Genomic DNA, 21,938 nt, shown 5'->3' on the forward strand with positions numbered 1-21,938 from the left:
TCCCATCTCGCGGTGTGCCCGTCAATACGGACCGCAATCGGTCCCGGGGCGCCGGCCCGGCAGCGCTGATGCCGTCCGGGTGGAGGAGACCTCCGGCAGCGACGACGCTGATCAGTAGCCGTACGAAGCCGGAGGCACAGTGGACGTATCCCTGACCCTGTGGGCGCTGACCATCCTTGGTCTGTCCGCCCTGATCGCGGTCGACTTCTTCATCGGGCGCAAGCCCCATGACGTGTCGGTCAAGGAAGCCGGTATCTGGACGGTCGTCTGGATCGCCCTCGCCGTGCTGTTCGGCCTCGGCCTGATGCTGTTCGGTACGGGGCAGGCGTCCGGCGAGTTCTTCGCGGGCTTCATCACCGAGAAGTCGCTCAGTGTCGACAACCTCTTCGTCTTCGTCCTGATCATGGCGAAGTTCTCGGTGCCGTCACACCTCCAGCAGCGGGTGCTGCTGATAGGTGTGCTGATCGCCCTGGTCCTGCGCGCGGTCTTCATCGCAGCCGGCGCCGCGATCATCGCCAGCTTCTCGTGGGTCTTCTTCATCTTCGGCGCGTTCCTGATCTACACCGCCTGGAAGCTGATCCAGGAGGCGCGGTCCGGCGAGGAGGAAGAGGAGTTCGAGGAGAACCGTCTGCTGAAGTCCATCGAGAAGCGGTTCGGAGTCGCCGACAAGTACCACGGCACCAAGCTGTTCATCAGGAACAACGGCAAGCGGGTGCTGACCCCGCTGATGGTGGTCATGCTCGCCATCGGCACCACCGATGTGCTGTTCGCGCTGGACTCCATACCCGCGATCTTCGGCCTGACCCAGGACCCGTACATCGTCTTCACCGCCAACGCCTTCGCGCTGATGGGTCTGCGGCAGCTCTACTTCCTCATCGGCGGCCTGCTGAAGAAGCTGGTGCACCTCAGCTACGGCCTGTCGGTGATCCTGGGCTTCATCGGTGTGAAGCTGGTGCTGCACGCGCTGCACGAGACCGGGGTGCATGTCCCCGAGATCTCCATACCGGTCTCGCTGGCGGTCATCTGCGGTGTCCTGATCATCACCACGATCACCAGCCTGATCGCCTCCAGGAAGCAGGCGGAGCGCGAGGCACTGTCCGCCATGGCTGCCACGGACACCGGGACCGGCGCGCAGAGCAGCGGCAGCGCGCAGAGCACGACCGACAGCACCGGCACCACGGACAGCACGCTCAGTAGGTGACGCTGACGCGCCGCCCGCGTCCGTCCACCCGTACCTGGCCGCCGTACGGGATCACCAGTTGCGGATCGGTGTGCCCGAGGTCCACGTCGAAGACGGCGAGCGTCTCCGGTGCGTACGCCGCGAGTGCGCGCAGGACGGCTTCCCGCTGTTCCCGCGCGTACCGGGCCGCTTCCTCGGGGCTGTTGGGGTGTGCGAACGACCAGGTCTTGGGCCGTGCCATCAGCAGCGCGGGAAAGCGCCGCAGCAGCCCGCGCTCGCCCATGCTGCGCAGGATCCGGAACACCTCCTCGGCGGCCGGCATGTCCTCGGAGGTATCCAGCACCAGCACACAGCCGTCGTACACGGAGAGATCGCTCCGGATCTCCCGGTCCGCCATCAGCAGCCAGGAGAGAATCTCCAGATTGCCGCCCCAGGTCCGGCCCTCCACGACCTGTTCGGGACCGTGCCAGCTCCAGCCGTCGCCCGGCCGGGTCTCCGGTTCGGCCGCCAGGGCCACCGGGTCCGCCCAGTCGACGTCCTTGTCGCGGAAGCGCTCGGCGGGGCGCAGCTCGTACGGTCCCGAAGTGAAGAGCGCGGCCCGCAGCGACTCGGCGGTCAGCGGATCCATCGCCCCTGGCCGGCCCAGCTCGCACATCACGCTCGCACCGTGATAGCCGACGATCCCCGTGTTCCACAGATACACCAGCAGATTGGTGTTGTCGCTGAAGCCGAAGAACGGCTTGGGATTGGCCCGGATCAACTCCCGGTCCAGCAGCGGCAGTACGGTGATCTGGTCGTCCCCGCCGATGCTCGCCATCACGGCCTTCACCGTCGGATCCGCGAAGGCGGCGTGGATGTCGTCGGCCCGCTCCCGGGGTGTCGCGTCCGTCTTCCGGGTCGCCGGATACTCGACGGGGACCAGCCCGAACTCCTTGCTCAGCCGGTCGAGGCCCAGCTCGTACGGAAGAGGAAACTGCCCGGGCAGTCCGGAGGCCGGCGAGATCACGGCGATCCGGTCGCCGGGACGGGGCTTGGGCGGGTACAGCGGACGGACGGGGATCGTCATGGAGTGAGCGTAGAGACGCCGCCCTGCCGTGTTCGACTGGTTTATCGGCCGGGCGGGGCGGCGCCGGATGTCGCCGGGGTACTGCCAGGCGCGTTACCAGCCGCGGGCGCGCCAGGCCGCGAGCTGGGGGCGTTCGGCGCCGAGGGTGGTGTCGTTTCCGTGGCCCGGGTAGATCCAGGTCTCGTCGGGCAGCGGGCCGAAGATCTTGGCTTCCAGGCCGTCCATCAGGCTGGTGAAGTCCGCCGGTTCCGTGGTCCTGCCGGGGCCGCCGGGGAAGAGGCAGTCGCCCGTGAACACATGCGGGTGGCCGTGCGGGTCGTCGTAGACCAGCGCGATGGAGCCCGGGGTGTGGCCCACCAGGTGCAGCGCGGTCAGCGCGATCTCCCCGACCCGGATGGTGTCCCCGTCCTCGACGAGCACATCGGTCGGTACGGGAATGCCCTCGGCGTCGTACCGCCCCGCGTACGTACGGGCACCGGTGGCCGCCACGACCTCGGCGAGCGCCTGCCAGTGGTCGCCGTGCCGGTGCGTGGTGACCACGGAGGCGATGCCGTCGTCGCCGATCAGGGTCAGCAGGGTCGCGGCGTCATTGGCCGCGTCGATCAGGAGCTGCTCACCGGTCGCCCGGCAGCGCAGCAGATAGGCATTGTTTTCCATCGGCCCGACGGCGACCTTGGAGATCATCAGGGCGGTCAGCTCGTGCACATCCGCCGGCCCGCCGACCTTCACCGCTCCGCTGTACGTCATAAGGATCAGCCTATAGCGGGGGCAGTACGGGCAGGGGGCCGCCGGAGAACTCCAGGGCGGCCCCGTCGCGGCGGCCCGCGAGCCAGCCCATCAGGTCCGCGGCGGGACCCGTCACCGGCAGCGGGTCGCCCTCCTCGCCACCGGTACGCCAGGTGCGGCCGTCGGACGCCTTGAGGGTCAGGGGCGGGACCGAGGGGTTCCCGGAGAAGCGCTGTACCAGGAAGTCGATCTCGCGGACCACGAACTCCTCGGACAGGTCCTCCAGATCACGGCCGAGACCGAGATCGACATGGTGCAGCTCCACCTCGACCAGCCGCCGGAACGGAATCCGGGCCGCCATATCCGTCACGCCGTTGCGCAGCTCGACGGTCCGGCTCCAGTCACCGGGCACGGAAGCGGAATGCAGGAAGCGGGCGGCGGTGTTACGTACATCGGCGAGCTGTACACCGAGGGGGCGGGGCGCGTCCCGCTCGATGTCCGCGTCGCGAGTCGCGGCGTCCTCGTACATGGGCCGCCCTTCGAGAACATTGACCAAGGCGTCCGCGTTCCGCGCGAGATGGGCCAGGACATGCCCCCGGCTCCAGCCGGGCAGGCGTGACGGCGCGGCGAGGCCCGCGGTGTCCAGTGCGGCGGCGGCGCTCAGGAGCCGCTCGGTGGCTTCGTGTACGGATGCCAGATCCTGCGCGTGGTCGATCATGGCGCCGACGATAGCCCCGCCACTCGATCGGGTGAAGCGGGTACGGCCCGTCCAAAAATCGAATGCGCGTGCTATAGGCTCGGGAGAGGCATCCTGGCATGTAGGCAATTCCGAGTCCGGCGCTTCCGTGCCGGGCGATCCACCCGTTGGCAACCATCGCTCTGGCGACCCCCATAGTCTGGGAAGGGGGCTCCGCCCCTGCTTCTCATAAGAAAGGTGCGGACCGGCGTGGCCGACCGTCTCATCGTCCGTGGCGCGCGCGAGCACAATCTCAAGAACGTGTCGCTCGACCTCCCCCGTGACTCCCTCATCGTCTTCACCGGGCTCTCCGGGTCGGGCAAGTCCTCCCTCGCGTTCGACACGATCTTCGCCGAGGGCCAGCGACGGTATGTGGAGTCGCTCTCCTCGTACGCCCGGCAGTTCCTCGGCCAGATGGACAAGCCGGATGTCGACTTCATCGAAGGGCTCTCCCCGGCCGTCTCCATCGACCAGAAGTCGACCTCGCGCAACCCGCGCTCGACGGTCGGCACGATCACCGAGGTCTACGACTACCTCCGGCTGCTCTTCGCCCGGATCGGCAAGCCGCACTGCCCCCAGTGCGGGCGGCCGATCTCCCGGCAGTCGCCGCAGGCCATCGTGGACCGGGTGCTGGAGCTGCCCGAGGGCAGCCGTTTCCAGGTCCTGTCCCCGCTGGTGCGCGAGCGCAAGGGCGAGTTCGTCGATCTCTTCGCCGACCTCCAGACCAAGGGGTACAGCCGGGCCAGGGTCGACGGGCAGACCGTCCAGCTCGCCGAGCCGCCCACGCTCAAGAAGCAGGAGAAGCACACCATCGAGGTGGTCGTCGACCGCCTCACGGTGAAGGACAGCGCCAAGCGCCGGCTGACCGACTCGGTCGAGACCGCGCTCGGTCTCTCCGGCGGCATGGTCGTGCTCGACTTCGTCGACCTCCCCGAGGACGACCCCGAGCGCGAGCGGATGTACTCGGAGCATCTCTACTGCCCGTACGACGATCTCTCCTTCGAGGAGCTGGAGCCCCGCTCCTTCTCCTTCAACTCGCCCTTCGGCGCCTGCCCCGACTGCACCGGTATCGGTACGCGCATGGAGGTCGACCCGGAGCTGGTCGTCCCGGACGAGGAGCGGACGCTCGACGGGGGCGCGATCCACCCCTGGTCGCACGGCCACACCAAGGAGTACTTCGGCCGGCTGATCGGCGGACTCTCCCAGGCCCTCGGGTTCCGTACCGACATCCCCTGGGCCGGACTGCCGCAGCGGGCCAAGAAGGCCCTGCTGTACGGGCACAAGACCCAGGTCGAGGTCCGCTACCGGAACAGGTACGGGCGGGAGCGCGCCTATACGACCCCCGCGTTCGAAGGGGCCGTCTCCTTTGTGAAGCGGCGGCACACCGAGGCCGAGAGCGACTCCAGCAGGGAGCGCTTCGAGGGCTATATGCGCGAGGTCCCCTGCCCGACCTGTGAGGGCACGCGGCTCAAGCCGATCGTGCTCGCGGTCACGGTCATGGACAAGTCGATCGCCGAGGTCTCGGCGCTCTCGATCAGCGACTGCGCGGAGTTCCTCGGCCGGCTCACGCTGAACGACCGGGACAAGAAGATCGCCGAGCGGGTGCTCAAGGAGGTCAACGAACGGCTGAGGTTCCTGGTCGACGTCGGCCTGGACTATCTCTCGCTCAACCGCGCGGCGGGCACCCTCTCCGGCGGCGAGGCGCAGCGGATCCGGCTGGCGACCCAGATCGGCTCGGGGCTGGTCGGGGTGCTCTATGTGCTGGACGAGCCGTCCATCGGGCTGCACCAGCGGGACAACCACCGGCTCATCGAGACCCTGGTCCGGCTGCGGGACATGGGCAACACCCTGATCGTCGTGGAGCACGACGAGGACACCATCAAGGTGGCGGACTGGGTGGTCGACATCGGCCCCGGCGCGGGCGAGCACGGCGGCAAGGTCGTGCACTCAGGGCCGCTGAAGGGGCTGCTGGCCAACAAGGAGTCGATGACCGGTCAGTATCTGGCGGGCAAGAGGTCCATCCCGACCCCGGTCATCCGCAGGCCGGTCGATCCGGAGCGCAGGCTCACCGTGCACGGAGCGCGGGAGAACAATCTGCGGGACATCGATGTGTCGTTCCCGCTGGGCGTGTTCACGGCGATCACCGGTGTCTCGGGCTCCGGCAAGTCGACGCTGGTCAACGACATCCTCTACACCCATCTCGCACGCGAGCTGAACGGCGCGAAGTCGGTGCCGGGCCGGCACACCCGGGTCGCCGGGGACGATCTGGTGGACAAGGTGGTCCATGTCGACCAGTCGCCCATCGGCCGTACGCCCCGGTCCAACCCGGCCACGTACACCGGGGTGTTCGACCATGTCCGCAAGCTCTTCGCGGAGACCATGGAGGCCAAGGTCCGCGGCTATCTCCCCGGGCGGTTCTCCTTCAATGTCAAGGGCGGCCGGTGCGAGAACTGCGCGGGCGACGGCACGATCAAGATCGAGATGAACTTCCTGCCGGACGTCTATGTGCCGTGCGAGGTCTGCCACGGGGCGCGGTACAACCGGGAGACCCTGGAGGTGCACTACAAGGGCAAGTCCATCGCCGAGGTGCTGGACATGCCGATCGAGGAGGCGCTGGACTTCTTCGAGGCCGTGCCGACGATCTCGCGCCACCTGAGGACCCTCAATGAGGTCGGCCTCGGTTATGTACGGCTCGGGCAGTCCGCGCCGACCCTCTCGGGCGGTGAGGCCCAGCGGGTCAAGCTGTCGAGCGAACTGCAGAAGCGCTCCACGGGCCGTACGGTCTATGTCCTGGACGAGCCCACGACCGGTCTGCACTTCGAGGACATCAGCAAGCTGATCACCGTTCTGTCGGGTCTGGTCGAGAAGGGCAACACGGTGATCGTCATCGAGCACAACCTCGATGTGATCAAGACCGCGGACTGGGTGATCGACATGGGACCCGAGGGCGGCAACGGCGGCGGCCTGGTGATCGCGGAAGGCACCCCGGAACAGGTGGCGGGCGTCCCGGCCAGCCACACCGGAAAGTTCCTCCGGGAGATCCTGGACGCGGAGCGGATCAGCGACGCGGAGCCGCCGAAGAAGACCACGGCCCGGAAGACGGCGGCAAAGAAGACGACGGCGAAGAAGACCACCGCGGCCTCACGCGGCGCCTGACCCGGCCGTCCCGTCCTCGTCCCGTCCGTCCCTGTCCCGTCCGTCCGGGAGCCGGCGGTCGCGGAGTCTCTCCGAGGGACGGACGTACGGCCACCCGCCCGGGGGCGGCCCCCGGGCGGGCGCCGAGAGCGGGCGGGTAGTGTCGGGTATGTCTTTGATCCGTCTGACCTGGGGACACACCATGACCGGCCCGTCCGCGCCTCGTCGTACCGTACTGAAGGGGGTCGCGCTCGCCGGGGCGGCCGGGGCCGGGCTGGCGGCGTGTTCCACCGAGTCCAAGCTCGGGCATGCCGAGGACCCCACGCCCAGCGAGCCCGTCGGGCTCGGCGCGGCGGACGAGGTGCCGGTCGGCGGGGCGAAGCTCTACCGGGAGCAGCGGCTGGTGGTGAGCCGCCCCGCGCCGGACGAGTACCGGGCGTTCAGCGCGCAGTGCACCCACGCGGGCTGTCTCCTGGAGAAGCTGGAGGGCACGGTGGGTGACTGCCCCTGCCACGGCAGCAAATTCGATGTCACCACCGGCGAGGCCGTCCACGGCCCGGCGACCGTACCCCTGCCGAAGGTGCCGGTCACCGTCGAGGGCGGCAAGCTGATCGCCGGCCCCAAGGCCTGAAGCCCGCCAGGCCCGGCCCCCGGCCGGAAGCCCGAGCGCACACGGCCTGAAGCATGGGCACACGGCCCGAAGTCCCCGGCCCCGAGGGCCGCCGCCGTACCCCGGCGCGGCCACACTGTCCGTCCCCGACAGTAGGGTGGACGGCATGGCCGACCCCTCCAGCTACCGCCCCAAGCCGGGACAGATCCCCGACTCGCCGGGGGTCTACAGATTCCGCGACGATCACCGCCGGGTGATCTACGTCGGGAAGGCGAAAAGCCTGCGCCAGCGGCTCGCCAACTACTTCCAGGACCTCGCGAGCCTGCACCCGCGCACCCGCTCCATGGTCACCACGGCGGCCTCCGTCGAGTGGACCGTCGTCTCGACCGAGGTCGAGGCGCTCCAGCTCGAATACTCCTGGATCAAGGAGTTCGACCCCCGCTTCAACGTCAAGTACCGCGACGACAAGAGCTATCCCTCGCTCGCCGTCACCCTCAACGAGAAATACCCCCGCGTCCAGGTCATGCGCGGCGCCAAGAAGAAGGGCGTGCGCTACTTCGGACCGTACGGACACGCCTGGGCCATCCGCGAGACCGTCGACCTGATGCTCCGTGTGTTCCCCGTACGGACCTGCTCCGCGGGCGTGTTCAAGAACGCCGAGCGGACCGGCCGCCCCTGTCTGCTCGGCTACATCGGCAAGTGCTCGGCGCCCTGCGTCGGCCGGGTCACCCCCGAGGAACACCGCGAACTGGCCGAGGAGTTCTGCGACTTCATGGCCGGCCGCACCGGTACGTACCTCCGCCGCCTGGAGAAGCAGATGGCCGAGGCGGCCGAGGACATGGAGTACGAGAAGGCCGCCCGGCTGCGGGACGACATAGGCGCCCTGCGCCGCGCGATGGAGAAGAACGCGGTCGTGCTCGCCGACGCCACCGACGCCGATCTGATCGCGGTCGCCGAGGACGAGCTGGAAGCGGCCGTGCAGATCTTCCATGTCCGCGGCGGACGCGTCCGCGGCCAGCGCGGCTGGGTCACCGACAAGGTCGAGGCCGTCGAGACGGCGGGCCTGGTCGAGCACGCGCTCCAGCAGCTCTACGGCGAGGAGAGCGGCGACTCCGTCCCCAAGGAGGTCCTTGTCCCCGCCCTGCCGGAGGACGCCGACGCGGTCACGCAGTGGCTGAGCGAGCGCCGGGGCTCCCATGTCTCCCTGCGGATACCGCAGCGCGGCGACAAGAAGGACCTGATGGAGACGGTCGGGCGCAATGCCCAGCAGGCCCTCGTCCTGCACAAGACCAAGCGCGCCAGCGATCTGACCACCCGCTCCCGGGCCCTGGAGGAGATCGCCGAGGCCCTCGGTCTGGACAGCGCGCCGCTGCGCATCGAGTGCTTCGACATCTCGCACCTCCAGGGTGACGACGTGGTGGCGTCCATGGTGGTCTTCGAGGACGGCCTCGCGCGCAAGAGCGAGTACCGCCGCTTCCAGATCAAGGGCTTCGAGGGCCAGGACGACGTACGGTCGATGCACGAGGTGATCAGCCGCCGCTTCAAGCGGTACCTCGTGGAGAAGACACGTACGGGGGAGTGGCCCGAAGGGGAACCCGAGGAGTCCGCCGAGGCGAACGGCATCGCCCCCGCCCACGAAAACGGCACCGCCCACGAGAACGGCTCCGCGCCCGATCACCGAAACGGCTCCGCGCCCGGCCACGACACCCACGACCCCCACGAGATCCCGTCCCGTACCGACGACGACGGCCGCCCCAGGCGCTTCGCCTATCCGCCCCAGCTCGTTGTGGTCGACGGCGGACAGCCCCAGGTCGCGGCCGCCAAGCGCGCCCTGGACGAGCTGGGCATCGACGATGTCGCCGTCTGCGGTCTCGCCAAGCGCCTCGAAGAGGTCTGGCTCCCCGCGGACGACGATCCGGTGGTCCTGCCCCGCTCCAGCGAGGGCCTCTACCTGCTCCAGCGGGTACGGGACGAGGCGCACCGCTTCGCCATCACCTATCAGCGGACCAAGCGCGCCAAGCGCGTCAGGTCCAGCCCGCTGGACGATGTCCCGGGCCTCGGCGAGTCCCGCAAACAGGCGCTCATCAAGCATTTCGGCTCGGTGAAGCGGCTGCGGGGCGCGACAATCGACCAGATCTGCGAGGTACCGGGCCTGGGCCGCAAGACGGCCGAGTCCATCGTCGTGGCCCTCGCGAACGCGGCCCCGGCGGCACCCGCCGTGAACACGGCAACAGGAGAGATCATGGAAGACAACGGGGGCAGCACATGACCGAGCACGACCGGGACGGAGCGGAGCACGTGAGTACGGGCAGCACGAAGGAGACCGGTGACACCGGCGACGCGGCCATTCCCGAGCTGGTGATCATCTCCGGAATGTCGGGCGCGGGCCGCAGCACCGCGGCCAAGTGCCTGGAGGACCTCGGCTGGTTCGTCGTCGACAATCTGCCGCCCGCGCTGATCCCCACCATGGTGGAGCTGGGCGCGCGCTCGCAGGGCAATGTGGCCCGGATCGCGGTCGTCGTGGACGTACGCGGCCGGCGGTTCTTCGACAACCTCCGCGAGTCCCTCGCGGACCTCGACGCCAAGGAGGTCACCCGGCGGATCGTCTTCCTGGAGTCCTCCGACGAGGCGCTGGTCCGCCGCTTCGAGTCCGTACGGCGACCGCACCCGCTCCAGGGCGACGGGCGGATCGTGGACGGCATCGAGGCCGAGCGCGATCTGCTGCGCGAGCTGCGCGGCGACGCCGATCTGGTGATCGACACCTCCAGCCTCAACGTGCACGAGCTGCGCGCCAAGATGGACGCCCAGTTCGCCGGTGACGAGAAGCCGGAGCTGCGGGCCACCGTGATGTCCTTCGGCTACAAGTACGGGCTGCCGGTCGACGCCGATCTGGTGGTGGACTGCCGCTTCCTGCCCAATCCGCACTGGGTCCCGGAGCTGCGCCCGTACACCGGACTGAACGAGGAGGTGTCCGCGTATGTCTTCAACCAGCCGGGCGCCAAGGAGTTCCTCGACCGCTACACCGAACTGCTCCAGCTCATCGCCGCCGGATACCGGCGCGAGGGCAAGCGCTATGTGACCGTCGCCGTCGGCTGTACGGGCGGCAAGCACCGCTCCGTCGCCATGTCCGAGAAGGTCGCCGCCCGCCTCGTCTCCGCAGGGATCGAGACCGTCGTCGTCCACCGGGACATGGGGCGCGAGTGACCCCACGCACCTTCCGTACGCGCCGGCTGCGCAGGGGAGCCCCCGCGCTGTCGGCGCGCGGGCGCGGTGCCCAGCCGAAGGTCGTCGCACTCGGCGGCGGCATGGGCCTGTCAGCCTCCCTGGCGGCGCTGCGCCGCATTACGGGGGATCTCACCGCGGTCGTCACCGTCGCCGACGACGGGGGGTCCAGCGGCCGGCTGAGGGAGGAGCTGGGCGTGCTGCCGCCCGGCGATCTGCGCAAGGCCCTGGCGGCGCTCTGCGGCGACGACGACTGGGGCCAGACCTGGGCCCGGGTGATCCAGCATCGCTTCCAGTCGCAGGGCGATCTCCACGAGCACGCGGTGGGCAATCTGCTGATCGTCGCCCTGTGGGAGCAGCTCGGCGACCATGTGCAGGCGCTCGACCTGGTCGGCAAGCTGCTCGGGGCGCACGGCAGGGTGCTGCCCATGTCGGCCGTACCGCTGGAGCTTCAGGCGCTCGTACGGGGCCATGACCCGGCGTACCCCGACGAGGTGAACACGGTGCGCGGCCAGGCGACCGTCGCGCTCACCCCGGGCGAGGTGCAGTCGGTGCACCTCGTGCCGAACGATCCGCCGGCCGTCCCGGAGGCGGTCGCCGCGGTCCGGGACGCGGACTGGGTGGTGCTCGGTCCGGGCTCCTGGTTCTCCTCGGTGATCCCGCATCTGCTGGTGCCCGAACTGCTCGAAGCGCTCATGGAGACCAAGGCGCGCCGGGTCCTCTCGCTCAACCTCGCGCCGCAGCCCGGTGAAACCGATGGCTTCTCACCGCAGCGTCATTTGGAGGTTTTGGGGCGACACGCCCCTAAACTCGCCCTGGACGTGGTGCTGGCCGACAAGGCCGCCGTGCCCGACCGTGAGTCACTCTCCGATGCCGCCAGCCGGTTCGGTGCCGCGGTCGAGCTGGCGCCGGTGGCAGCGCACGACAGTTCCCCGGTCCACGATCCGGAGCTGTTGGCAGCCGCGTACGACCGTATTTTTCGGATGCATGGAAGGATCGGCCCATGGCGATGACGCCAGCGGTGAAGGACGAGATCGCCCGCCTCCCCGTCACCCGGACGTGCTGCAGGAAGGCGGAGGTCTCGGCGATTCTTCGGTTCGCGGGCGGGCTGCACCTGGTGAGCGGCCGCATTGTGATCGAGGCGGAGCTGGACACCAGCATCGCCGCGCGCAGGCTCCGCAAGGACATCCTGGAGATCTTCGGGCACAACTCCGAGCTGGTGGTGATGGCCCCGGGCGGGCTGCGCCGCGGCAGCCGTTACGTCGTACGGGTGATCACAGGGGGTGATCAGCTCGCCCGGCAGACCGGTCTCGTCGACGGCCGCGGGCGCCCGATCCGGGGGCTGCCCCCGCAGGTCGTCTCGGGGGCGACCTGTGACGCGGAGGCCGCCTGGCGCGGTGCGTTCCTGGCACATGGCTCGCTCACCGAGCCGGGCCGCTCCTCCTCGCTGGAGGTGACCTGCCCGGGCCCGGAGGCCGCCCTCGCGCTCGTCGGCGCCGCCCGCAGGCTCCAGATCGCCGCGAAGGCCCGTGAGGTGCGCGGGGTCGACCGGGTGGTCGTACGGGACGGGGACGCGATCGGCGCGCTGCTGACGCGGCTCGGCGCGCACGAGTCGGTGCTCGCCTGGGAGGAGCGGCGGATGCGCCGCGAGGTCCGCGCCACGGCCAACCGCCTCGCCAACTTCGACGACGCGAATCTGCGCCGCTCCGCGCGCGCCGCGGTCGCCGCCGGTGCCCGGGTTCAGCGCGCGCTGGAGATCCTCGGCGAGGAGGTGCCGGAGCATCTCGCCGCCGCGGGCCGGCTGCGGATGGAGCACAAGCAGGCCTCCCTGGAGGAGCTGGGCGCGCTCGCCGACCCGCCGCTGACCAAGGACGCGGTCGCGGGCCGGATCAGGCGGCTGCTGGCCATGGCCGACAAGCGGGCGCAGGACCTGGGGATTCCGGGTACGGAGTCCAATCTGAGCGAGGAGCTGGCCGACGGTCTCGTCGGCTGATCCCCGTCCCGGCCTTCCATGGCCCCCCACGGCCCCTCATGGTCAACTGCCCGCCGCCGGCACCGAGTCAGGTGCCGGCGGCGGCATTTCATGGCACCCACACGCACCCTTGACATGATCATGAAGCCTGGTCAGCCTGACGTCAGTTCTCGGACGTGCAGACGACAACAAGAGGGGCACATGAGACGTAGAGCGAGATCGATACTCGCCGCAGGCGCACTGCTGCTCGCCGGTGTGACGGCGGCGCCCGCCGCCCAGGCGCGGCCCGGATCCGGGCCCGCCGAAGGCGCGGACGCGGTGAAGGTGTTCGAGGCCGAGGTCACCCAGGAGCAGATACCCCTGCTCCTTGCGGCCGGCCAGGACGCCCATGAGTTCACCGAGCGGGCGCCCGAGCAGGGGACGGCGAAGGTCGAGCTGTTCCTCACCGACGCCCAGGCGCGCGGCCTGGAGAAGCAGGGCGTCGAGGTGACCGAGCGTACGGTTCCCGAGCGGGCCAGGGCCCGGGTGAACGCGGCCGGCGACGGGGTGTTCCGTCCGTACGGCGGCGACGGCGGCATCAAGGAGGAGATCGCCGAGACCGGGCAGGCCAACCCCCGTATCACCAAGGTCGTCTCCATCGGCAAGACCGTCAAGGGCCAGGACATCCTCGCCCTCAAGCTCAGCAAGAACGCGCGCACCACCAAGGACGGCAGCAAGCCGTCCGTGCTCTACATGTCCAACCAGCACGCCCGGGAGTGGATCACTCCCGAGATGACACGCCGTCTGATGCACCACTACATCGACAACTACGGCAAGGACCCGAGGATCACCAAGATCGTCGACTCCACCGAGCTGTGGTTCGTCATCTCCGCCAACCCCGACGGCTACGACTACACCCACAGCGCGGACAGCGCCCGCCTCTGGCGCAAGAACCTCCGTGACGTCAACGGCGACGGCGTCATCACCTCCGGCGACGGTGTCGACCTCAACCGGAACTTCTCCTACAAGTGGGGCTACGACAACGAGGGCTCGTCCCCGGACCCCGCCAACGAGACGTACCGCGGCGCGGGGCCCAACTCCGAGCCCGAGACACAGGCGATCGACCGGTTCCAGAAGCGGATCGACTTCGACTACGGCATCAACTACCACTCCGCCGCCGAACTGCTTCTCTACGGCGTGGGCTGGCAGGTCGCCACCCCCACCCCCGACGACGTCCTCTACAAGGCGCTCGCGGGCACGCCCGAGAACTCCGCGATCCCCGGCTACTACCCGCAGGTCTCCTCCGAGCTGTACACCACCAACGGCGAGGCCGACGGGCACGCGGCGAACGTCAACGGAACGATGATGTTCACCCCGGAGATGACGACCTGCCAGACCGCGTCCGACAGCGACCCCAATGACGCGTGGGTCGCCAGGGACTGCCGCTCCGGATTCAACTTCCCCGACGACGAGAAGCTGATCCAGGCAGAGTTCGCCAAGAACATCCCCTTCGCGCTCTCCGTCGCCGAGACCGCCTCCCACCCCGACCAGCCGTCCTCCTCGGTCGGTCTGACCGCCCCCGACTTCACCCTCGACCCGTTCACCACCTCGTACGCGCGCGGCGCCGACCAGGAGGTCTCCGTCACCGCACGCTCCTCGGTGCGCGACAAGGAGCTGAACTACCGGATCAACGGCGGCCGTACGAAGGACGAGAACCTCAAGGCCTGGAAGGGCGGCGAGACCTACGGCGGCGAGGACAACCTCCACTTCGACCAGTACCGCGCCGAGGTCGAGGACGCGGAACCCGGCGACACCGTCGAGGTCTGGTTCACCGGACGGACCAAGAGCGGGAAGTCCGTCTCCAGCGAGCACTTCACCTACACCGTGGCGGAACGCCCCCGCGCCGACACGCTCGTGATCGCCGAGGAGGGCGCGCCCGCACAGCAGACCCGCGCCTACACGGACGCCCTGCGCGCCAACGGGCGTACGGCCGTGGTCTGGGACGTCGCCAGCCAGGGCGCACCGCACGCGCTGGGTGTGCTCAGCCACTTCTCCACGGTGGTCCACTACACCGGCGCCGTGGCCCCCGGCGGACCCACCCAGCTCGCCATCCGGGACTTCCTGAACGAGGGCGGAAAGCTGATCGAGGCCGGTGAGCTGGCTGGCGGCAACGCCACGGTCGGGCGCGCCGCGACCAATGACTTCAGCCAGTACTACCTGGGCGCGTACGGGCGTACGTCCCTCTCCGGCGCGACCGGGTTCAGCGGCGCCGGAGCGCTCTCCGGAGCCGCCGGCGCGCTCGGCGCGGCCCCCGGCAACCCGCTGAACGCGGCGGGCGGCTACACGGTCACCTCCGACACCCTCGACGCGGAGACCTTCCCGCAGTTCCGGAGCGCGCCCGGCGGCTCGTACACCGGGATCGCCAATCCGTACGCCCCGTACGAGGGCCAGTGGATGGCCGGCGCCACGCACCAGGACAACGCCTGGCGCAGGCTCACCCGTACCGTCGACCTGACCGGCGTCAGCGCGGCCGACAAGCCGGAGCTGCGCGTCGCGCTCAACTGGAACACCGAGCCGGGGTACGACCACGCCGTCCTGGAGGCCCACACCGCGGGGGCCGACGACTGGACCACCCTGCCCGAGGCCGGCGGCGCGACCAGCAGCGCCGTCCCCGCCGAGTGCGAGGCCGGGTTCTTCCTCGAAGGCCACCCGTTCCTGGGCCGCTATCTGACCCTCGGCACCGGCGGCTGCACCGCGACCGGCACCAGCGGCGCGTGGAACAGCTTCACCGGCACCTCCAACGGCTGGAAGCAGGTCTCCTTCGACCTGAGCGCCTACGCGGGCACCAAGGCCGAGCTGTCGCTGAGCTACATCACCGACCCCGGCAGCGGCGGACGCGGGCTCCTGGCGGACAACGCGCGGCTCGTCGTGGGCGGCGCGGAGGAGGCTCCCGAGGGCTTCGAGACCTCGCTCGGGGCCTGGACCGTGGCGGGCGCGCCGGAGGGCAGCCCGGCGGTGCCGGGGGACTGGGCGCGTACCCAGGAGCTCTTCAAGTCGTACGCGTCGGTCACCACCCGTGACACCGTCCTGCTCGGGTTCGGTCTGGAGCACATCCAGGACCCGGCGGAGCGCGCGGCGGTGCTCGGCAAGGCGCTGCGGGCCCTGCGGAACTGACCCGTACACGCGTCCGTACAGATCTATGAGGCGGCCCGTACCCGTACCGGCGGGTACGGGCCGCTGCCCGTTTGCAGTGCCTCTCGATGTCACCACGCGGTCCCCGGAGAGGTAGGCTCGCAAGCGGTCGGGGACATCCCATACAACTCGCCGGCATCGAAACCCGGCGTACCTAACGAGGAGATCGGTTCGTGACGATCCGCGTAGGCATCAACGGCTTTGGCCGCATCGGTCGTAACTACTTCCGCGCGCTGCTGGAGCAGGGTGCAGACATCGAGATCGTGGCTGTCAACGACCTGGGTGACACTGCGACCACGGCGCACCTTCTGAAGTACGACACCATCCTGGGACGCCTCAAGGCCGAGGTGACCCACACCGCCGACACGATCACCGTCGACGGCCACACGATCAAGGTGCTCTCCGAGCGCAACCCCTCCGACATCCCCTGGGGCGAGCTGGGCGTCGACATCGTCATCGAGTCGACGGGCATCTTCACCAAGCGGGACGACGCCGCCAAGCACCTCGCGGGCGGCGCCAAGAAGGTCCTCATCTCGGCTCCGGCCACGAACGAGGACATCACGATCGTGCTGGGCGTCAACGAGGACAAGTACGACGCGGCGAGCCACGACATCATCTCCAACGCCTCCTGCACCACCAACTGTGTGGCGCCGATGGCCAAGGTCCTGCTGGAGAACTTCGGCATCGTCTCGGGTCTGATGACCACGGTCCACGCCTACACCAGCGACCAGCGTCTCCAGGACTTCCCGCACAGGGACCTGCGCAGGGCCCGCGCCGCGGCGGAGAACATCATTCCGGCGAGCACCGGCGCGGCCAAGGCCCTCGGCCTGGTCATCCCGGAGCTGGCCGGCAAGCTCAACGGCATGGCGATGCGGGTCCCGGTCCCCACGGGCTCCGTCACCGACCTGGTCGTCGAGACGGAGCGCGTGGTGACCAAGGACGAGGTCAACGCGGCGTTCCGGGCGGCGGCCGAGGGGGAGCTGAAGGGCTACCTGGACTACACCGAGGACCCGATCGTCTCCTCGGACATCGTCAACTGGCCCGCCTCCTGCACCTTCGACTCCTCCCTGACCATGGTCCAGGGCAAGAGCGTCAAGGTCATCGGCTGGTACGACAACGAGTGGGGTTACTCCAACCGTCTTGTCGACCTGACCGTCTTCGTCGGCGGCCAGCTCTGATCCAGGGCCGCTGAGTTCAGGGCCGGTAGGCATCTCGATATGAGCGACAGGGCTCGGTCGGCGCATCCGCTGCGCTGTTCGAGCCCTGTTGGCCTGTCCAGACATCCCAAGGAGTCCAGCAGAGATGAAGACGATCGACGAACTTCTCGCCGAAGGGGTCGGCGGCAAGCGCGTATTCGTCCGCGCCGACCTCAATGTGCCGCTCGACGGCGCCACCATCACCGACGACGGCCGGATCCGGGCCGTCCTGCCGACGGTCGCCCGGCTCGCCGAGGCCGGCGCCCGGGTGATCGTCGCGTCCCACCTGGGCCGCCCCAAGGGCGCCCCGGACCCCGCCTTCTCCCTCGCGCCCGCCGCCGCCCGTCTCGGTGAACTCCTCGGCGGCCCGGCCGGGGATGTGGCGTTCGCGACCGACACGGTCGGCGAGTCCGCCAGGGCCGTGGTCGAGGGCCTCGCCGACGGGCGGGTCGCCGTCATCGAGAACCTCCGCTTCAACCCGGGCGAGACGTCCAAGGACGACGCCGAGCGCGGCGCCTTCGCGGACCAGCTCGCCGAGCTGGCCGATCTCTATGTGGGCGACGGCTTCGGCGCCGTGCACCGCAAGCACGCCTCGGTCTTCGACCTGCCGGCCCGGCTGCCGCACGCCGCGGGCGGGCTGATCGCCACCGAGGTCGCCGTACTGAAGAAGCTCACGGACGACGTCCGGCGGCCGTACGCGGTGGTCCTCGGCGGCGCCAAGGTCTCCGACAAGCTCGGGGTCATCGACCACCTCCTGGAGAAGGCCGACCGCATCCTGATCGGCGGCGGCATGCTCTTCACCTTCCTCAAGGCGCAGGGCCACGAGATCGGCTCCTCGCTGGTCCAGGAGGACCAGATCCCGGCCGTTCAGGAGTATCTGAAGCGAGCCGAGGCGCGCGGGGTGGAGTTCGTGCTCCCCGTGGACGTCCTGGTCGCGGGCGAGTTCCCGGACCTGAAGACCAAGGCGCCCGCGCACCCCGAGACGGTCGCCGCCGACGCCATCCCGGCCGGGAAGATGGGCCTGGACATCGGCCCGGAGACCGGCCGGCTCTACGCCTCGAAGCTCCTCGACGCCGCGACCGTCTTCTGGAACGGCCCCATGGGCGTCTTCGAGCACCCCGACTACGCCGAGGGCACCCGGGCCGTCGCCCAGGCGCTCGTCGACTCCCCGGGCTTCTCCGTGGTCGGCGGCGGCGACTCCGCCGCGGCCGTCCGCATCCTGGGCTTCGACGAGAACGCATTCGGCCATATTTCGACCGGCGGCGGCGCGAGCCTCGAATACCTCGAAGGCAAGACGCTTCCCGGCCTCGCCGCACTGGAGGACTGACCCCCGTATGAGCACCCGTACCCCGCTGATGGCGGGCAACTGGAAGATGAACCTCAACCACCTTGAGGCCATCGCCCATGTCCAGAAGCTCGCCTTCGCCCTGACCGACAAGGACTACGACGCCGTCGAGGTCGCCGTACTGGCGCCCTTCACCGATCTGCGGTCCGTACAGACCCTGGTCGACGGCGACAGGCTCAAGATCAAGTACGGCGCCCAGGACATCTCGGCGCACGACTCCGGCGCGTACACCGGTGAGATCTCGGGCCCGATGCTGGCCAAGCTGAAGTGCACGTATGTGGCCGTGGGCCACTCCGAGCGGCGGCAGTACCACGCCGAGACGGACGAGATCTGCAATGCCAAGGTGAAGGCCGCGTTCAAGCACGGGCTCACCCCGATCCTCTGTGTCGGCGAGGGCCTGGACATCCGCAAGGCCGGTGACCAGGTCTCCTACACGCTGAGCCAGCTCGACGGGGGTCTCAAGGACATCCCGGCCGAGCAGGCCGGGTCCGTGGTGATCGCGTACGAGCCGGTGTGGGCCATCGGCACCGGCGAGGTCGCCACCCCCGAGGACGCCCAGGAGGTCTGCGGGGCGATCCGCGGGCGGCTGGCCGAGCTGTACTCGCAGGAGCTGGCCGACCAGGTCCGTATCCAGTACGGCGGCTCGGTGAAGTCCGGGAATGTCGCGGCGATCATGGCGCAGCCGGATGTGGACGGCGCCCTGGTGGGCGGCGCGGCGCTGGACGCCGACGAGTTCGTCAAGATCGTCAGGTTCCGGGACCAGTAGGTCCGGGGGCCCGCGAGCATTACGAGTATCAGGTCCTGCGACCGGCAAGTATGCCGTGGCACGGATCCGTCGTACCCTTGCGGGGGCCGGACCCGGACGGTGGAACATATCGTCCGGCGGCCCCCGCAGTCCGTCTCAGATCCGGCGGTCCTGACCGTCAGTACCGCCGGTTCTGTCCGTCCGAGAGAGTTGGTCCAGCCGTGGTTATGGGGTTCTCGATCGCCCTCATCGTCTTCAGCCTGCTGATGATGCTGCTCGTGCTGATGCACAAGGGGAAGGGCGGCGGCCTCTCCGACATGTTCGGTGGCGGAATGCAGTCGTCCGTCGGTGGCTCCTCGGTCGCCGAGCGTAACCTCGACCGCATCACCGTGGTTGTCGGTCTGCTGTGGTTCGCGTGCATTGTCGTGCTTGGCCTGCTGCTGAAGCTGGACAGCTGAGCACACGTGCGGTAAAGCGCTGCCGGCGCGGCCTATCATGGGGGTCCGCGCCGGGCGGCAGGGGGTAACTCCCTTCACTGGACGCGCGTTGGGCCTTACGTAGACTGGGGCGCCCGGCAGCGGAGCTGCCTATCGATGCTTTGCGGCACCATCACGCAGGGAGTTACGACCGTGGCAAGTGGCAACGCGATCCGGGGAAGCCGGGTCGGAGCGGGGCCGATGGGTGAGGCCGAGCGTGGCGAGTCCGCGCCCCGCCTGCGCATCTCCTTCTGGTGCTCCAACGGGCACGAGACGCAGCCGAGCTTCGCCAGTGACGCACAGGTTCCGGAGACGTGGGACTGCCCGCGCTGCGGATTCCCGGCCGGTCAGGACCGGGACAATCCACCGGACCCGCCGCGCACCGAGCCGTACAAGACGCACCTCGCCTATGTACGGGAGCGGCGCAGCGACGCGGACGGCGAGGCGATCCTCGCCGAGGCGCTCGCCAAACTGCGCGGCGAGATCTGATCCACACGATCCGGTCCACCGGGATCTGATCCGTACACCGAGATCTGATCCATACGGAGATCTGATCCACTTCATCCGGCCGGACACGCCACACGTGTTCCGGCCGGATCGCTTCTGCCCGTATTGTCCTGCCTTCGTTACGACTCCGATCACATAGGTTGGACAGGCAGCAGGGCACGCACGCAGGCACGAGAAGAAGTGGACCGATGTCCGAGATGAACGCAGCAGGCCGTACCAGGCTCAACCGGACGCCCGAGTGGGACGCGCTCGGCAAGCACCGCGAACAACTGGGGCAGACGAATCTGCGGGAGCTGTTCGCCGCCGACCCGGCGCGCGGCACCGGCTACACCCTGACCGTGGGCGATCTCCACCTCGACTACTCCAAGCACCTGGTCACCGACGAGACGCTGGCACTGCTCCGCGAGCTGGCCGCCGTGACCGGGGTGGCGGAGCTGCGGGACGCGATGTTCCGCGGCGAGAAGATCAACACCACCGAGGACCGCGCGGTACTGCACACCGCGCTGCGCGCCCCGCGCGACGCCGTCATCGAGGTCGACGGCGAGAATGTGGTGCCGGGGGTGCACGCCGTACTCGACAAGATGAGCGCGTTCGCCGACCGGATCAGGTCCGGCGAGTGGACCGGTCACACCGGCCGCCCCATCAAGAACGTGATCAATGTCGGCATCGGCGGCTCCGACCTCGGCCCCGCGATGGCCTACGAGGTGCTGCGGTCCTTCACCGACCGCGATCTGACGGTCCGTTTCGTCTCCAATGTGGACGGCGCCGATCTGCATGAGGCGGTACGGGACCTGGACCCGGCCGAGACGCTGTTCATCATCGCGTCCAAGACCTTCACCACCATCGAGACCATCACCAACGCCACCTCCGCCCGCGACTGGCTGCTCACCGGTCTCGGCGCCGGACAGGACGCCGTCGCCAAGCACTTCGTGGCGCTGTCCACCAATGCCGGCAAGGTCGCCGACTTCGGTATCGACACGGCCAACATGTTCGAGTTCTGGGACTGGGTCGGCGGGCGCTACTCGTACGACTCGGCCATCGGCCTCTCGCTGATGATCGCGATCGGCCCGGACCGGTTCCGGGAGATGCTCGACGGCTTCCACCTCGTCGACGAGCACTTCCGTACCGCGCCGCCGGAGGCCAACGCGCCCCTGCTGATGGGGCTGCTGGGCGTCTGGTACGGATCGTTCTTCGACGCCCAGTCGCACGCCGTCCTGCCGTACAGCCACTACCTGTCGAAGTTCACGGCCTATCTCCAGCAGCTCGACATGGAGTCCAACGGCAAGTCCGTGGACCGCGAGGGGCGGCCGGTCGACTGGCAGACGGGACCGGTGGTCTGGGGCACGCCGGGCACCAACGGGCAGCACGCGTACTACCAGTTGATCCACCAGGGCACCAAGGTCATCCCCGCCGACTTCATCGGCTTCGCCCGCCCGGTCGCCGATCTGCTGCCCGGTCTGGTCGCGCAGCACGATCTGCTGATGGCCAACTTCTTCGCGCAGACCCAGGCGCTGGCGTTCGGCAAGACGCCCGAGGAGGTACGGGCCGAGGGCGTGCCCGAGGAGCTGGTGCCGCACAAGACCTTCCGCGGCAACCACCCGACGACCACGATCCTCGCCGGGGAACTCACCCCGTCCGTCCTGGGCCAGCTCGTCGCGCTGTACGAGCACAAGGTGTTCGTCCAGGGAGCCATTTGGAACATCGACTCCTTCGACCAGTGGGGCGTCGAGCTGGGCAAGGTCCTGGCCAAGCGCATCGAGCCCGTACTGACCGGGGACGCGGCCGGGGACGGTCTGGACGCCTCGACGGCGGCGCTGGTCGCCACGTACCGCACGCTGCGCGGTCGCTGAG

At 69.2% G+C, this 21,938-nt stretch carries 17 protein-coding genes; 14 read left to right on the plus strand and 3 right to left on the minus strand.

All coding sequences use genetic code 11. The annotated features are described in order from the left end of the window. The first annotated feature begins 139 nt into the window (after nucleotides 1-139). Entirely contained in the window at nucleotides 140-1,201 is a 1,062-nt protein-coding gene (locus ACFU9P_RS11490) for a TerC family protein (RefSeq protein WP_384078822.1), read from the plus strand. On the opposite strand, the gene ACFU9P_RS11495 is transcribed toward ACFU9P_RS11490, so the two are convergent. From ACFU9P_RS11495 to ACFU9P_RS11505, 3 genes are all read right to left on the minus strand, one after another. Continuing rightward, entirely contained in the window at nucleotides 1,191-2,246 is a 1,056-nt protein-coding gene (locus ACFU9P_RS11495) for a S66 peptidase family protein (RefSeq protein ID WP_384078825.1), read from the minus strand. The two genes, ACFU9P_RS11490 and ACFU9P_RS11495, sit on opposite strands and share 11 nt — an antisense overlap. Before the next feature lie 93 nt (nucleotides 2,247-2,339). Next, nucleotides 2,340-2,993 carry an MBL fold metallo-hydrolase gene (locus tag ACFU9P_RS11500; RefSeq protein WP_384078828.1) on the minus strand — a complete coding sequence of 218 codons (654 nt, stop codon included), beginning with the start codon at nucleotides 2,991-2,993 and terminating at the stop codon, nucleotides 2,340-2,342. Nucleotides 2,994-3,003: 10 nt separating this feature from the next. Beyond that, nucleotides 3,004-3,690, minus strand: coding sequence for a maleylpyruvate isomerase family mycothiol-dependent enzyme (locus ACFU9P_RS11505; protein WP_384078831.1), 687 nt, complete (start codon nucleotides 3,688-3,690; stop codon nucleotides 3,004-3,006). Between the two features lie 228 nt (nucleotides 3,691-3,918). Between ACFU9P_RS11505 and uvrA the strand changes: the two genes are divergently transcribed. From uvrA to pgi, 13 genes are all read left to right on the plus strand, one after another. Beyond that, entirely contained in the window at nucleotides 3,919-6,864 is a 2,946-nt protein-coding gene (uvrA, locus tag ACFU9P_RS11510) for an excinuclease ABC subunit UvrA (RefSeq protein ID WP_384078834.1), read from the plus strand. Nucleotides 6,865-7,045: 181 nt separating this feature from the next. Beyond that, a complete protein-coding gene (locus tag ACFU9P_RS11515; RefSeq protein ID WP_376375293.1) occupies nucleotides 7,046-7,474 on the plus strand; it encodes a Rieske (2Fe-2S) protein in 429 nt (142 codons plus the stop codon). 145 nt (nucleotides 7,475-7,619) lie between these two features. Beyond that, nucleotides 7,620-9,722: an excinuclease ABC subunit UvrC gene (gene uvrC / locus ACFU9P_RS11520; protein ID WP_384078837.1), complete on the plus strand. Its 2,103-nt coding sequence runs from the start codon at nucleotides 7,620-7,622 to the stop codon at nucleotides 9,720-9,722. Further along, complete coding sequence (gene rapZ / locus ACFU9P_RS11525) at nucleotides 9,719-10,657, plus strand: RNase adapter RapZ (protein ID WP_217309176.1); 939 nt, start codon at nucleotides 9,719-9,721, stop codon at nucleotides 10,655-10,657. Before uvrC ends, rapZ begins: the two co-directional genes overlap by 4 nt. Then, complete coding sequence (gene yvcK, locus ACFU9P_RS11530; RefSeq protein ID WP_376375300.1) at nucleotides 10,654-11,688, plus strand: uridine diphosphate-N-acetylglucosamine-binding protein YvcK; 1,035 nt, start codon at nucleotides 10,654-10,656, stop codon at nucleotides 11,686-11,688. Before rapZ ends, yvcK begins: the two co-directional genes overlap by 4 nt. Further along, the gene (gene whiA, locus ACFU9P_RS11535; RefSeq protein WP_046495602.1) at nucleotides 11,679-12,668 is read left to right on the plus strand and encodes a DNA-binding protein WhiA; all 990 of its coding nucleotides are present in this window, start codon (nucleotides 11,679-11,681) and stop codon (nucleotides 12,666-12,668) included. Before yvcK ends, whiA begins: the two co-directional genes overlap by 10 nt. A 180-nt stretch (nucleotides 12,669-12,848) precedes the next feature. Further along, nucleotides 12,849-15,800 (plus strand): M14 family zinc carboxypeptidase, encoded by a 2,952-nt coding sequence (locus ACFU9P_RS11540; protein WP_384078841.1) that lies wholly within the window; start codon nucleotides 12,849-12,851, stop codon nucleotides 15,798-15,800. A gap of 191 nt (nucleotides 15,801-15,991) precedes the next feature. Further along, nucleotides 15,992-16,996, plus strand: a complete 1,005-nt coding sequence (gene gap / locus ACFU9P_RS11545; protein ID WP_376375306.1) for a type I glyceraldehyde-3-phosphate dehydrogenase — start codon at nucleotides 15,992-15,994, stop codon at nucleotides 16,994-16,996. Between the two features lie 124 nt (nucleotides 16,997-17,120). After that, nucleotides 17,121-18,341 carry a phosphoglycerate kinase gene (locus tag ACFU9P_RS11550; protein WP_384078844.1) on the plus strand — a complete coding sequence of 407 codons (1,221 nt, stop codon included), beginning with the start codon at nucleotides 17,121-17,123 and terminating at the stop codon, nucleotides 18,339-18,341. Between the two features lie 7 nt (nucleotides 18,342-18,348). After that, nucleotides 18,349-19,125 (plus strand): triose-phosphate isomerase, encoded by a 777-nt coding sequence (gene tpiA / locus ACFU9P_RS11555; protein ID WP_376375313.1) that lies wholly within the window; start codon nucleotides 18,349-18,351, stop codon nucleotides 19,123-19,125. Nucleotides 19,126-19,331: 206 nt separating this feature from the next. Next, nucleotides 19,332-19,562 carry a preprotein translocase subunit SecG gene (gene secG / locus ACFU9P_RS11560; RefSeq protein ID WP_046495616.1) on the plus strand — a complete coding sequence of 77 codons (231 nt, stop codon included), beginning with the start codon at nucleotides 19,332-19,334 and terminating at the stop codon, nucleotides 19,560-19,562. A gap of 171 nt (nucleotides 19,563-19,733) precedes the next feature. Then, nucleotides 19,734-20,069, plus strand: a complete 336-nt coding sequence (locus tag ACFU9P_RS11565) for an RNA polymerase-binding protein RbpA (RefSeq protein WP_003976875.1) — start codon at nucleotides 19,734-19,736, stop codon at nucleotides 20,067-20,069. 215 nt (nucleotides 20,070-20,284) lie between these two features. Next, the gene (gene pgi / locus ACFU9P_RS11570) at nucleotides 20,285-21,937 is read left to right on the plus strand and encodes a glucose-6-phosphate isomerase (protein ID WP_384078973.1); all 1,653 of its coding nucleotides are present in this window, start codon (nucleotides 20,285-20,287) and stop codon (nucleotides 21,935-21,937) included. Nucleotide 21,938 lies beyond the last annotated feature (1 nt).

The sequence above is a fragment of the Streptomyces sp. NPDC057617 genome (assembly GCF_042800555.1).
GTDB lineage: Bacteria > Actinomycetota > Actinomycetes > Streptomycetales > Streptomycetaceae > Streptomyces.